General features: G+C 41.4%; 12 protein-coding genes. 11 read left to right on the top strand and 1 reads right to left on the bottom strand.

Annotation, left to right across the window (positions count from 1 at the left end):
- The first annotated feature begins 1 nt into the window (after nt 1).
- The 4 genes from FC30_RS05340 to FC30_RS05325 all read left to right on the top strand — a co-directional run bounded on the left by FC30_RS05340 (nt 2) and on the right by FC30_RS05325 (nt 5,999).
- Nucleotides 2-727 (top strand): amino acid ABC transporter ATP-binding protein, encoded by a 726-nt coding sequence (locus FC30_RS05340; protein ID WP_010688831.1) that lies wholly within the window; start codon nt 2-4, stop codon nt 725-727.
- Between the two features lie 115 nt (nt 728-842).
- Complete coding sequence (uvrC, locus tag FC30_RS05335) at nt 843-2,615, top strand: excinuclease ABC subunit UvrC (RefSeq protein WP_056938489.1); 1,773 nt, start codon at nt 843-845, stop codon at nt 2,613-2,615.
- Nucleotides 2,616-2,776: 161 nt separating this feature from the next.
- Nucleotides 2,777-4,087, top strand: a complete 1,311-nt coding sequence (gene obgE / locus FC30_RS05330) for a GTPase ObgE (RefSeq protein WP_010688832.1) — start codon at nt 2,777-2,779, stop codon at nt 4,085-4,087.
- 22 nt (nt 4,088-4,109) lie between these two features.
- Complete coding sequence (locus FC30_RS05325) at nt 4,110-5,999, top strand: acyltransferase family protein (RefSeq protein ID WP_010688834.1); 1,890 nt, start codon at nt 4,110-4,112, stop codon at nt 5,997-5,999.
- Between the two features lie 34 nt (nt 6,000-6,033).
- On the opposite strand, the gene FC30_RS05320 is transcribed toward FC30_RS05325, so the two are convergent.
- Nucleotides 6,034-6,318, bottom strand: a complete 285-nt coding sequence (locus FC30_RS05320) for a hypothetical protein (protein ID WP_235804178.1) — start codon at nt 6,316-6,318, stop codon at nt 6,034-6,036.
- Between the two features lie 178 nt (nt 6,319-6,496).
- Here FC30_RS05320 and rnz point away from each other — a divergent pair, with 178 nt between their 5' ends.
- From rnz to FC30_RS05285, 7 genes are all read left to right on the top strand, one after another.
- Nucleotides 6,497-7,447, top strand: a complete 951-nt coding sequence (rnz, locus tag FC30_RS05315; RefSeq protein ID WP_010688837.1) for a ribonuclease Z — start codon at nt 6,497-6,499, stop codon at nt 7,445-7,447.
- A complete protein-coding gene (locus tag FC30_RS05310; protein ID WP_010688839.1) occupies nt 7,447-8,256 on the top strand; it encodes an SDR family NAD(P)-dependent oxidoreductase in 810 nt (269 codons plus the stop codon). The genes rnz and FC30_RS05310 overlap by 1 nt, the downstream gene beginning before the upstream one ends.
- A gap of 19 nt (nt 8,257-8,275) precedes the next feature.
- Nucleotides 8,276-8,590, top strand: a complete 315-nt coding sequence (locus tag FC30_RS05305; protein WP_010688841.1) for a LapA family protein — start codon at nt 8,276-8,278, stop codon at nt 8,588-8,590.
- A gap of 21 nt (nt 8,591-8,611) precedes the next feature.
- Nucleotides 8,612-10,918: a single-stranded-DNA-specific exonuclease RecJ gene (recJ, locus tag FC30_RS05300; protein WP_010688842.1), complete on the top strand. Its 2,307-nt coding sequence runs from the start codon at nt 8,612-8,614 to the stop codon at nt 10,916-10,918.
- A 23-nt stretch (nt 10,919-10,941) separates the two neighbouring features.
- Complete coding sequence (locus FC30_RS05295; protein ID WP_029507309.1) at nt 10,942-11,460, top strand: adenine phosphoribosyltransferase; 519 nt, start codon at nt 10,942-10,944, stop codon at nt 11,458-11,460.
- 158 nt (nt 11,461-11,618) lie between these two features.
- Nucleotides 11,619-12,287 (top strand): potassium channel family protein, encoded by a 669-nt coding sequence (locus tag FC30_RS05290; protein WP_004047340.1) that lies wholly within the window; start codon nt 11,619-11,621, stop codon nt 12,285-12,287.
- A 188-nt stretch (nt 12,288-12,475) separates the two neighbouring features.
- Nucleotides 12,476-12,625 (top strand): teichoic acid D-Ala incorporation-associated protein DltX, encoded by a 150-nt coding sequence (locus FC30_RS05285; RefSeq protein WP_004047341.1) that lies wholly within the window; start codon nt 12,476-12,478, stop codon nt 12,623-12,625.
- Nucleotides 12,626-12,634: the final 9 nt, after the last annotated feature.

Raw genomic sequence — 12,634 nt, 5'->3', positions numbered from 1 at the left:
GATGATCGAGATCAAAAACTTGAAGAAAAATTACGGTAAAAATGAAGTTTTAAAAGATATCACCGAGACAGTGAATAAGGGTCAAGTTATTTGTGTGATCGGACCTTCTGGCTCAGGTAAGAGTACATTTTTACGTTGCTTAAATGTTTTAGAAAAACCAACGAGTGGCAAGATCATTTTTGATGGTCAAGATCTAGCGCATATTTCTGAAAAACAACTAAATGTTTTACGTGAAAAGATGGGGATGGTCTTTCAAGGCTTCAATCTTTTCCCTAATATGAGCGTTTTAGAAAATATCAAGTTAGCACCGATGAAGGTCAAAAATGTCGATGAAAAGACCGCCACAGAACGCGGTAAGGAACTACTTGATAAAGTCGGGCTTTTAGATAAAGCCGATCAATTCCCGGATAGTCTATCTGGGGGCCAAAAGCAACGGGTAGCGATCGCCCGTGCTTTAGCGATGGATCCGGAAGTTATTTTATTTGATGAACCAACTAGTGCGTTAGACCCTGAAATGGTCGGCGAAGTTTTGAAAGTTATGCAAGATCTAGCTGATAGTGGGATGACGATGGTCGTGGTCACACATGAAATGGGCTTTGCGCGTGAGGTAGCTGATGAAGTTTGGTTCATGGCAGATGGCTATGTCCAAGAGATCGGTAGTCCAGAAGAGATCTTTGAACATCCAAAATCTGCTCGTGCCAAAGATTTCTTAGCCAAAGTTTTATAAAATAAATGATCAGGGAATACGCTTGTCATTTTGATGGCAAGCGTATTTTTACGTATTGTAAAACTAATTTTTGCTGTATAATTAATATAGAGGAAGTAGCGAAAGGAAAAGTGAGATGGCATCAGAACATATTGAAAACAAATTAAAATTGTTACCTGATCTTCCCGGATGCTATCTGATGAAAGATATCAATAGCAAGATCATCTATGTGGGTAAGGCCAAGAATTTGAAGAACCGGGTCAGGTCTTACTTCAAAAGTAGTCATGAAGGTAAAACGGCTAAGTTGGTCTCTGAGATCTATGATTTTGAAACGATCATCACATCAACAGACAAAGAAGCGTTCTTGCTAGAAATAACGCTGATCCAAAAGTATACACCTCATTACAATATCAAGTTGAAACGGGGGACGGGTTACCCGTATATCAAGATCACTAACGAAAAAGACCCCGTGATAAAGATCGTTAGTCAAGTCAAAAAAGATGGGGGCTATTATTTTGGTCCTTATCCCAATGTTTACGCTGCGCAAGAAACATTACAGTTATTGCAAAAGGTGTATCCTTTAAGGCGTTGCAATGGTTATCAAAAGCGACCTTGCCTGTACTATCATATGGGCCAATGTTTAGGCGCGTGCTTTAAAAAAGTCGATCCAGCTGAGTATGAAAAAAACATCAAAAAGATCAAGTCTTTTTTGAGTGGTAATGTAGGTGGGATCAAGCGCAAATTGACCACAAAAATGCAACAAGCTGCAGAACAACTCGAATATGAGCGTGCCGGTGAGATCAGAGATCAGATCCGTTATGTTGAGATGACAGTCGAACGTCAAAAGATCATTTCTAATGACAATACGCCGCGTGATCTGTTCGGCTTTTATATGGATAAGGGGTGGATCTCTATCCAAGTTTTCTTCATTCGCCAAGCGCGGTTGATGAAACGAGAAAAACGCCTTTTCCCATGTATCGATACCCCTGAGGCTGAATTAGCTTCATTTATTTTACAGTTTTATAACCAAAAAAATCGGATCTTGCCTAAAGAGATCTTGGTTCCTGAAACGATCGATAAGGAGATCTTAGCTGATATTTTACAAACACCAGTTAGGACGCCAAAACGTGGGGCTAAAAGAGAATTGCTTGATCTGGCCAGCCAAAATGCTCAGCTAGTTTTAGAAGAAAAGTTTCGTTTACTAGAATTAGATGATCGTAAAACGACTGGAGCAATGAAAGAGATCACTGATGCCTTAGGTCTACCAGTGGGTCATCGGATCGAAGCCTTTGATCATTCGCATACACAGGGGTCAGACCTTGTTTCCGCGATGGTTTGTTTTGTGGATGGGCAACCAGAGAAAAATGATTATCGTAAATACAAATTGCAAACAGTCGATCATGCGGATGAAGCGGCTAGCACACGTGAAGTCATCTATCGGCGCTATAGTCGGTTATTGAAAGAAAAAAAGCCATTACCTGATTTGATCTTGATGGACGGGGCAGAGATCCAAGTTCAAGCAGCGGTCGATGTCTTGCATAATCAGTTAGGGTTGACGATCCCGGTAGCTGGAATGGTAAAAAATGAGCACCACAAGACGGCCGATCTTTTGCGCCAAGATGGCGAACGGATCGGACTAGATCCTAAGAGCGAGGGCTTTTATCTGTTGCAGAGGATCCAAGATGAAGTTCACCGATTTGCGGTGACGTTTCATCGGCAAGTTAGATCAAAAAATTCGCTTTCATTCAAGCTTGAACGGATCCCGGGTGTGGGACCAAAAACACGGATCAAACTTTTACGTAATTATGGCTCTTTAAAGAAGATCGCGCAAGCTTCATTGGAAGAGCTCCAAGCTTTAGGGATCTCTAAAAAGGTCGCCCAAACTATCAAGCTAAGTTTAGATAATTAAGTGCTATTCTTGGTTGAAGAATGAGGCGTGAAACTGTTATACTTGTGCTTAGTGTTACAATATTTTGAAAATTTTTTAGGTAATATTGAATAATAATTAGAGATTATATAGAAACATCCCGGACAGCAGATGTTGTCGGATTATTTAGAAGGGTGAAATAAATGTTTGTAGATCAAGTTAAAATTCAAGTCAAAGCCGGTAAAGGTGGCGACGGTGCCGTGGCTTTCCGGCGCGAAAAATATGTTCCTAATGGGGGACCGGCTGGAGGAGATGGTGGTAAAGGTGGCAGTGTCATCTTGAAAGTCGATGAAGGTTTACGGACTTTGATGGATTTTCGTTATCACCGTATTTTTAAGGCTAAACCTGGCCAAAATGGAATGATCAAAGGGATGTATGGCCGTGGAGCAAAAGACTTATATATTGCAGTTCCACAAGGTACGACCGTAACGGATGCTGATACGGGTGAGATCTTAGGCGATCTAGTCGAAAACGGAGCCGAGTTAGTCGTAGCCAAAGGTGGTCGCGGTGGCCGTGGCAATATTCATTTTGCTTCAGCTAAGAATCCAGCCCCTGAGATCGCTGAAAATGGTGAACCAGGGATCGAACGGAATTTAAAGCTCGAACTTAAAGTTTTAGCGGATGTCGGTCTAGTCGGGTTCCCATCAGTTGGTAAATCGACCTTACTTTCAGTCGTAACGAGTGCTAAACCTAAGATCGCTGACTATCACTTTACAACACTTGTACCAAACTTAGGGATGGTACGCTTGGATGATGGTCAAGATTTCGTCATGGCTGACTTGCCAGGGTTGATCGAAGGGGCTTCCCAAGGTGTTGGTTTAGGGATCCAATTTTTACGTCACGTTGAGCGGACAAGAGTGATCTTGCATTTGGTCGATATGTCTGGCACTGAAGGTCGTGATCCTTTTGAAGATTATCAAAAGATCAACGCTGAATTAAAGAAATATGATCCAGCTTTGTTAGAACGACCACAGATCGTAGTTGCATCTAAGATGGATATGCCAGATTCCGCTGAAAATTTGGCTAAATTTAAAGAACAACTTGCTAAAGATGATACTTTAGCGACTAAACCAGAAGTGTTAGCCATCTCTTCTTTGACACACCAAGGTTTAGATGAATTATTACACAAGACTGCTAAATTATTGGCTGAAACGCCAGCCTTTGAGACTAAAGCTGAAAAACTTCAAGGTGAACAGGCTAAAGTCTATGAGTTCGAGGAACAAGCAGCAGAAGCACCATTTACACTTACACGTGATGCAGATGCAACTTGGGTCCTTGGTGGTGCTAAGTTAGAAAAACTCTTCAAGATGACGAACCTAGATCACGAAGAAAGCATGATGCGTTTTGCTCGTCAATTGCGTGGAATGGGCGTTGATGATGCCTTGCGTGAGCGTGGAGCTAAGAACGGTGATCTTGTAAGAATTGGCAACTTTACATTTGAATTTGTTGAATAAGATTTAAAGGAAATATTTACAAATGGGAAAAAGGTTAAAGAAGAGTAGATATATTACAGGTTTTGATGGTATCAGAACGATCGCAGTCATCGGTGTTATCTTGTATCACTTAGCACCGTATCAATTTCAAGGTGGTTTCCTAGGTGTTCCGATCTTTTTTGTGGTTTCAGGCTATTTGATCACAGATCTATTGCTTCAAGAATGGCAACAAAATAAACGGATCGATATCAAGGGTTTTTATATTAGACGAATGAAGCGCCTATACCCAGCTTTAGTTACACTGGTATTAGTAACGACCGCCTACATTACTTTGTTTGCCCGTGATCTACTGACAAATATTCGGGCAATAATCGTGACCAATTTTTTATATGTTTATAATTGGTTTCAAGTGGCGCATCATGAATCTTATTTTGATAAGTTTGGGACCCAGTCACCGTTTACCCACTTATGGTCATTATCGATCGAAGGACAATTTTATCTTTTTTGGCCAATAATTATTTTATTACTGCTGAAATTTGTCAAGAAGAAGCAACCGATCTTTGATACGATGATCATTTTAGCGTTTATCTCAGCTTTGTTGATGGCGATCATGTATCGAAGTGGGCAAGATCCTTCCCGGGTTTATTACGGTACGGATACACGGATGTTTTCGATCTTATTAGGAACATCGTTAGCAGTTGTTTGGCCAAGTACAGCACTTAAAAAGAAATTGCAACCAAATTTTAGGTTAGCGCTAGATGTGATCGGTGGGGTCACAATGTTGCTGTTACTTTGGATGTTTATGCGCATGACAGGTGAAAGTACCTTGGTTTACCGAGGCGGAATGTTTTTCTTCTCCGTTTTATCGATGATCTTAGTCGCAGTTGTGGCTCATCCGGGGGCTGACATCAACCGGTTATTGACAAATCCATTATTTACTTGGATCGGAAAGCGTAGTTACGGGATCTACTTATATCAATATCCGGTCTTAGTCTTTTTTGAAGATAAAGTCAATGTCGCTGATCACCCATTCTTGTATGGTGTGATCGAAGTAGCTTTGATCTTAGTGATCAGTGATCTTTCTTACCGTTATCTTGAATTGCCATTGCAACATTTTGACTATTCTAAGACATGGGCAACGATCAAGGAAGTTTTTGCACCAGAATCACGTTACGGCAAAAAACGCTGGTATCTAGCTGTGCCAAGTGTGATCATTTTGTTAGCTTTGACGGGTGCGATCATTTCACCGGCCCATGGTTCTGAAAGTAAGCAAAATTCAGCACTAGAAAAGGCGATCGAATCAAATAACAAAAAAGTGGCAACACAAAATAAGGAGATCCAAGCTGGTAAAAGCAGTCAAGCTTCAAGTGCTCAAACAGCAAGTTCAAGTTCTGAGCAAGCTGCAAGTAGTTCTGAGTCTAGTTCAAGTGATTCATTGACCCAAGCTGAGCTTACGCGAGCGCAAACTTTACCGATCACAGCGGTAGGGGATTCGGTCCTGGCTGATGCTTCAGCTACACTACAAGGGATCTTTCCTAATATGTATGTCGATGCTAAAGTCGGACGTCAGGTCAGAGAAGCAGTTCCGGTCTTGCAATCGTTAGCTCAAATGGGTAAACTATCTGACACAGTTTTGATCAGTGAAGGTACTAATGGTCCATTTACGGCAGATGAGATGCAACAGATCATGACGATCTTGGGTGATAAACGTAAAGTATATTGGATCAATGTTCACGTTCCGACACGGCGTTGGCAAGATCAAGTCAATGCTGATCTAAAGGAAGCAGCTAAGAAATATCACAATCTAAAGATAATTGATTGGTATGCTTACAGTAAAGATCATGCCGATTGGTTCTATAGTGATAATGTCCATCCAAATCCAGAAGGACTCAAATACTATGGACCTTTTGTGGCAAAACAGATACTAAAATAAATAAAAGATGCTTTCAGTTTTGAAGGCATCTTTTTTATTTAAGTAATAATTTTGCGGGGCTGATCTTAAGGCCAAAAAGTGGTCGGGGTGTCTCATTAGACATTAGACTCAGTGTTGTAGTTGGCGCTACGGTTGCTAACTTTAAATGAAGTTCTTTTAGTGTCAGCGGTTTTTTAGTTGGCAATAAAATAACTTCGGTCGGCAAAAAGCGCACTATCCCCACTGGCAAAGTTTGCGTGGGCGTTGTGAAATAAACTTTTAAAGTTGGATCGAGTTCTGTGGTCAAATGTAAAAAATCACTGATACGCAATGGACTCACCTCGATCATATTATAAAACATTTGTTCGATAAAAACAAAATTTTTATTCTAGCGATCATGCTCCTCTGAGGTTTTATATCAGGGCACTTTGTCTACTTGGGGAAATGATGATAGAATATAAAAGGAATAATATGCAAAACTACTTCGGCTTTGCCGATTAGAATAGGAATATCAATTGATGGAATTAGAATTTTTAGGTACAGGTGCGGGCTCACCTGCGAAATTTCGCAATGTATCATCGGTCGCCCTAAAACTGTTAGATGAGGAAAATGCGGTATGGTTATTTGATGTTGGTGAAGGCACGCAACATCAGATCTTACGCACGACGATCAGACCACGTAAGGTCGATAAGATCTTTATAACGCATTTGCATGGAGATCATATCTTTGGCCTACCTGGTTTTTTGAGCAGTCGTTCATTTCAAGGGGGCGAAGAATTAAGGCCACTGACGATCTATGGACCTAAAGGGATCGCTGATTTTGTGAGGATAAGTTTGAAAGTTTCGCAAACACATCTTTCATACCCACTGCGTTTTGTAGAGTTAGCAGACGAAGGTGTGATTTTTGAGAATGATAAGTTCAAAGTTTCATTTTGTCGGCTAGATCATCGGATCGAATGTGTGGGTTACCGGATCGAAGAAAAAGACCATCCTGGTGAACTGTTGATCGATAAATTACGGGCTGAACATGTTCCTTCTGGCCCGATCTATGGTCGGATCAAAGCCGGTGAAGTTGTGACTTTACCCGATGGACGTACGCTTGATGGTAAGGATTATATCGGCGAACCTCAAAAGGGCCGGATCATTACGATCTTAGGTGATACTAGACAAACCCCAGGGATCTTAGAATTAGCTCAAGGTGCAGATGTGTTGGTACACGAGAGTACATTTGGCAAAGGTGAAGCCAAACTAGCACGTAACTATTATCATTCGACGTGTATCCAAGCCGCTAAGATCGCAAATAAAGCTGGTGTCAAGCAATTACTATTGAATCACATTTCGGCACGTTATGTCGGACCTTTAGCAGCGCAACTCCAAAAAGATGCTGCAAGTATCTTTAGCAATGTCAAGGTGGTCAAGGATTTCGATGTGATCGATGTTCCATTCAAAAAGAAAGGTGAGAAAAGCTAATGACAGGATATAAGCAATTAAAAGACCTAACGAATCGAGTTGTTTTGATCACAGGAGCTTCTTCTGGTTTAGGCGAACAGGTCGCTTACCAAGTGGCTAAGCAAGGAGCGATCGTAGTTGGGTGTGCGCGACGCAAGGATAAGCTTGAAAAGGTGATGGCTGTCTGTCGGGCGATCTCGGGGAGATTAGCCTATGCTTACCAATTAGATGTCTCTCATCCACATCAGATCGAAAAAGTGATCGATGAAGTAGAGGCAAATGTCGGTCCGATCGATGTTTTGATCAATGATGCAGGATTTGGCTTCATGCGTCAAGCTTTGGACTTTAGAATGGATATCGCCGAAAGAATGTTTCGGGTCAATGTCTTAGGCTTGATGTATGTAACTAAATATACAGCTTTAAATATGGCTAAACGTAAACGAGGCATGATCATCAATGTGGCCTCGATCGGTGGAAAGATCGCAACTCCGAAATCATCGATCTATTCAGCTACAAAAGCAGCAGTGATCGCGTATTCCAATGCACTGCGTTTAGAATTGAAGCCTTTAGGGATCGCAGTCTTGACGGTCAATCCAGGTCCGATCAGAACAGCTTTCTTTGAGATCGCCGATGAAACAGGCGAGTATATCGATCGGGTCAAGAAAATGTCATTGAATCCTGAGATCGTTGCTGAAAAGATCGTTAAAGCGATAGGGACGCGTAAACGTGAGCTCAATTTGCCATATTATATGGAATTAGCGCATCATGGATATCAAATTTTTCCTTGGCTAGGTGATCATCTGGCCGGTGGGATCTTTAATAAAAAATAATAAAGGATAGGTAAGATCTATGAAAAAACAATGGAGTTTGATCGGAATTTTAGTTTTAGTCTTAGTGATCGTGATCTTTTCATGGTTAAATGTGCAACCTGTGACCGTTAATTTCGGCTTTTCTCAAGTTACGATGCCGTTAGTGGTGATCTTAGTGATCTCGTTACTTTTGGGGGTCATTTTAGCAGTTCTTTTCTCGATGACGACGATCTTGCAACAAAAACAGGAATTAAAACAGGTCAAGAGTAAATTAGAATCTAACCAAGCAATGCGCCGTGCAGATAAAAACATTAAACAAGAGATAAAGCAAGATACAAAAACAGAAGAAAAATAGTTAGATGTAGGGGGAAAAATATTGGTTTCAGCAAAATATCAATGGCAAGAAGAAAACCTGGCCCCAACTCCAGCTAGCCAAGCGATCGCAGAAGAATTTGGCTTGGCTACGATAGCGGCTGAGCTGTTAGTGAAGAAGGGATATACGACGATCGAGGAAGTTCGTACATTCCTTGAGCCATCAAGTACGAGTTTTCACGATCCATATTTATTATATGATATGCAAAAAACAGTTGATCGGATCCAAGAAGCGATCGTTTCGGGTGAGCATATCACGATTTATGGGGACTATGATGCCGACGGGCTGACTAGTACTGCGATCATGTATGAAACTTTGACACAACTAGGTGCCGATGTTGATTACTATATCCCTGATCGGTTCAAAGATGGCTATGGACCTAATAAAGCTGCCTATGAGCGGTTGATCGCTGATGGAACTGAATTGATCGTGACCGTTGATAACGGTGTCTCAGGGCATGAAGCGATAACTTTAGCAAATGAAAAAGGGGTTGATGTGATCGTCACTGACCACCACGAATTACCACAAACGCTACCACATGCTTATGCGGTGATCCATCCCCGTCATCCTAAGGGAAAATATCCATTTGGCGATCTTTCAGGAGCAGGAGTAGCTTTCAAAGTAGCGACCGCACTCTTAGATGAGATCCCCCAAGATCTTTTAGATCTAGCAACGATCGGAACAGTGGCCGATCTCGTTTCACTGACGGGAGAGAATCGTGCTTTGGTCAAATTTGGTTTGACAGCTTTGGAAAATACCTTGCGTCCTGGCTTGTTGGCCTTATATGAAGTTGCAGGTGTTGACCAACAAACGATCACGTCGGAAACGATCGGCTTTTTGTTAGGACCACGCTTAAATGCGATCGGACGAATGCAGCATGCACAAAGCGGTGTTGAATTGCTGACAACATTAGATGATGAGTTAGCAACAGACCTAGCTAAAGAAGCTCAGAGCTTGAACATTCAAAGACAAAACATCGTTGAAGAGATCACGCAACAAGCATTGGACAAGCTTGAACAAGAACCAAAGCATTTAGTCAATGTTGTTGCCGGTCCTGATTGGCATGAAGGTGTCTTAGGGATCGTAGCGAGTCGGTTGGTCGAAAAAACAGGTCGACCAACTTTGGTGCTCAATATTTCAGATGAAGGCATTGCTAAGGGCTCGGGACGTTCGATCGAAGCCTTTCACCTGTTCAATGCTTTGGATGGCCATCGGGAACTGATGACAAGTTTTGGGGGCCATCACATGGCGTGTGGGTTATCACTTGAAGCTAGCAATTTGTCTCAACTTCAAACGATCTTAGATGAAGAGGCAAAAGCTCAAGACCTTGATCCAACGAAAAAACCTGTTTTGCAGGTGACTGCTAAGCTTAAGGCCAGTGAAGTTACACTGGACCTGATCGCTTCGTTAGATAAACTAGCGCCTTTTGGAACGGATAATGAAGTCCCAGTGTTTGAGATCACGGACTACCAAGTTGTACAAGCTAAGGCTCTAGGCAAGACAAATGATCATTTGCGTTTGGATCTAAATACGGGTATGACTCAATTGGCAGCCTTGGCTTTTGGAGTCGGTGATGAATTACCGGAATTATTAGCTCAGCCTAAGTCATTAAAATTTGTCGCCGCGGTCGATAAAAATGAATGGCGGGGTAACATTAGTCCACAATTACTGATCAAAGACTTAGACCAAGTGGCTAAGAAAAAGCCACAAGTTATCATTGAACGCAGCGAACGATTACAAAAAGAGCAGTTTTTGAGTCCAGCTGTTTATGGCTTTTTCAATGCGAACCTGGCTAAACGCTTTGCTGCTCATCTGCCCGCTGGTTCAAAATGTGTCGTTTTTGATCAAAATCTACCACAGTTGACCGTAGATGAAGTAGTTTTGGTCGATCTCCCCCAAAATCTTGCGCAATTGGAATTTGTTTTAGGTAAACTTGATTGTGCCAAAGTCCGGGCTATTTTGTACACCAAGGCTAAAAGTGCATCGTTGCCCGAGCGAACAGATTTTACCAAGGTGTATAAATATGTTTTCCAAGTAGGACATCTGAATTTAAAAACAGACCTTGATCAAGCTGCAACTCAAGTGGGACTAGAAAAATCTCAACTAGTTTTAGTCTTAAAGGTGTTTTTTGAGGCGGGATTTGTTACAATAAAGAATGGAATTTTAGTCGGTGTAAAAAATGCACGTCCACATCGATTAGAAGATACAAATAGTTATCGCACACATGGCCAGCAAATACAAGTCGAAGAGCTAGTTTTGACTAGTTCAGATGAAGCATTGACTGACTGGCTATTACAACGTTTAGGTTAGTGGCGAGAGAAGGAGTTAAGAAAATGGCTTTGGATTTAAATAATTATGTTGAAAGTATCCCTGACTATCCTGAAAAAGGGATCATCTTTCGCGATATTACGCCCTTAATGGCTGATGGTGAAGCCTATCGTCAAGCAACGGATCGGATCGTTCAATTTGCCAAAGATAAGGGTGTTGAAATGGTAGCTTGCCCTGAAGCACGTGGCTTTATCGTAGGGTGCCCAGTGGCTTATGAGTTAGGTGTTGGCTTTGCTCCCGCACGTAAGGCAGGCAAGTTACCACGAGAAACGGTCGAAGCAAAATACGATCTAGAATATGGTACTTCTGCACTTTATATGCACAAAGATGCGATCAAACCGGGACAAAAAGTGTTGATCGTTGACGATCTATTGGCAACTGGCGGAACGATCGGCGCTACGATCGACCTAGTTGAACAACTCGGTGGTGAAGTAGTTGGCTGTGCCTTTATCATCGAATTAAAGGATCTAAATGGACGCGAACGTATCAAAGATTATGATACACTTTGTTTAATGGAATACTAAAAAGCAAGCCTAGTCAGCTAAAAGTTGACTGGGCTTTTTAAATATAGTAATTGCTTAAGCTATCAGAGTTAGTTTAGATAGAATATGGAATTACTATGTTGACGGTAGTAAATAAAATCAAGAAAGGAAAAGCTATATTTTATATAGCAGAAAAACGCATGGAAAAACAAACATTTGCCGTGATCGGGCTCGGGCGTTTTGGCGGTAGTGTCTGTCAAACACTAGCTGATGCTGGACAAGAAGTTTTAGCGATCGACCATGATGAGGCTAGAGTCAATGACTATAAAGATATTGCGACCCAAGCAGTTGTGGCTGATGCCCAAGACGAAGATGTTTTACGTTCGTTGGGGATCAGAAACTTTGACCATGTCATCATTGCGATCGGTGAAGATATTCAAGCAAGTATTTTGGTAACTTTAATGGTCAAAGAACAAGGCGTCAAATATGTAACGGCTAAAGCTCAAAATGAAAATCACGCTAAAGTGTTAGAAAAATTAGGTGTTGATCGGGTCGTCCACCCCGAACGCGACATGGGAGTCCGGATCGGGCGGAGTTTGACCTCTAAAAATATGATCGATTACTTGGATCTGGATTCAAACTTTAAGATGGCTGAGATCTTGATCACTAATCCGCGCTTCTTTGGACGGTCATTAGCTGAATTGAATTTTCGCGATAAGTACAAGCTAAATGTGATCGCGATCGCTCATAGTAAGAGTGAGATGAATCTGCCAGCAGCAGATGACGTTTTGGGCTTACACGACAGTATCTTGGTGGCTGGGCCGAAAGATGCGATCGATCAATTTGAAGAATTGATGAATTCTAAGTAAACTTAAAATATTCTTAATTATTGGCCCTTGCTTTTTGGGGGGCATTGGTCTTTAATTACTTTAGGGCAAGTGCTTGACTGATCAAGCCTTGTGCGATTAGTCTTGTAATCTAATATAAGAGTATTGTAATATAAATTAGTTGAGGTAGATTTTACCTACGTATCAATATATAGATTAGGAGAAAAATATTGAAAGAAAAGTGGACAAAGTTTTTTAAAAATGAGTATGTCACATTTGCTTTAAAAACAGTTTTTTATTTTGCTGTTTTATTTGCACTGGTCTATCTCTATAGTTACAGTGGTGTAAATCAACCACACTTTATCTACAACGAATTTTAGGAGTGATTT

The organism is Ligilactobacillus animalis KCTC 3501 = DSM 20602, assembly GCF_001434535.1.
Lineage (GTDB): Bacteria > Bacillota > Bacilli > Lactobacillales > Lactobacillaceae > Ligilactobacillus > Ligilactobacillus animalis.
The sequence above is the reverse complement of the archived record's forward strand: the minus strand, read 5'-3'. Positions and strand labels throughout refer to the sequence as shown.

What these genes read in the sequence shown, in the direction of transcription:
- FC30_RS05340 (WP_010688831.1), top strand. Translation starts at nt 2, where the DNA reads ATGATCGAGATCAAAAACTTGAAGAAAAATTACGGTAAAAATGAAGTT.
- rnz (WP_010688837.1), top strand. Translation starts at nt 6,497, where the DNA reads ATGGAATTAGAATTTTTAGGTACAGGTGCGGGCTCACCTGCGAAATTT.
- FC30_RS05325 (WP_010688834.1), top strand. Translation starts at nt 4,110, where the DNA reads ATGGGAAAAAGGTTAAAGAAGAGTAGATATATTACAGGTTTTGATGGT.
- obgE (WP_010688832.1), top strand. Translation starts at nt 2,777, where the DNA reads ATGTTTGTAGATCAAGTTAAAATTCAAGTCAAAGCCGGTAAAGGTGGC.
- FC30_RS05305 (WP_010688841.1), top strand. Translation starts at nt 8,276, where the DNA reads ATGAAAAAACAATGGAGTTTGATCGGAATTTTAGTTTTAGTCTTAGTG.
- uvrC (WP_056938489.1), top strand. Translation starts at nt 843, where the DNA reads ATGGCATCAGAACATATTGAAAACAAATTAAAATTGTTACCTGATCTT.
- FC30_RS05310 (WP_010688839.1), top strand. Translation starts at nt 7,447, where the DNA reads ATGACAGGATATAAGCAATTAAAAGACCTAACGAATCGAGTTGTTTTG.
- FC30_RS05290 (WP_004047340.1), top strand. Translation starts at nt 11,619, where the DNA reads ATGGAAAAACAAACATTTGCCGTGATCGGGCTCGGGCGTTTTGGCGGT.
- FC30_RS05295 (WP_029507309.1), top strand. Translation starts at nt 10,942, where the DNA reads ATGGCTTTGGATTTAAATAATTATGTTGAAAGTATCCCTGACTATCCT.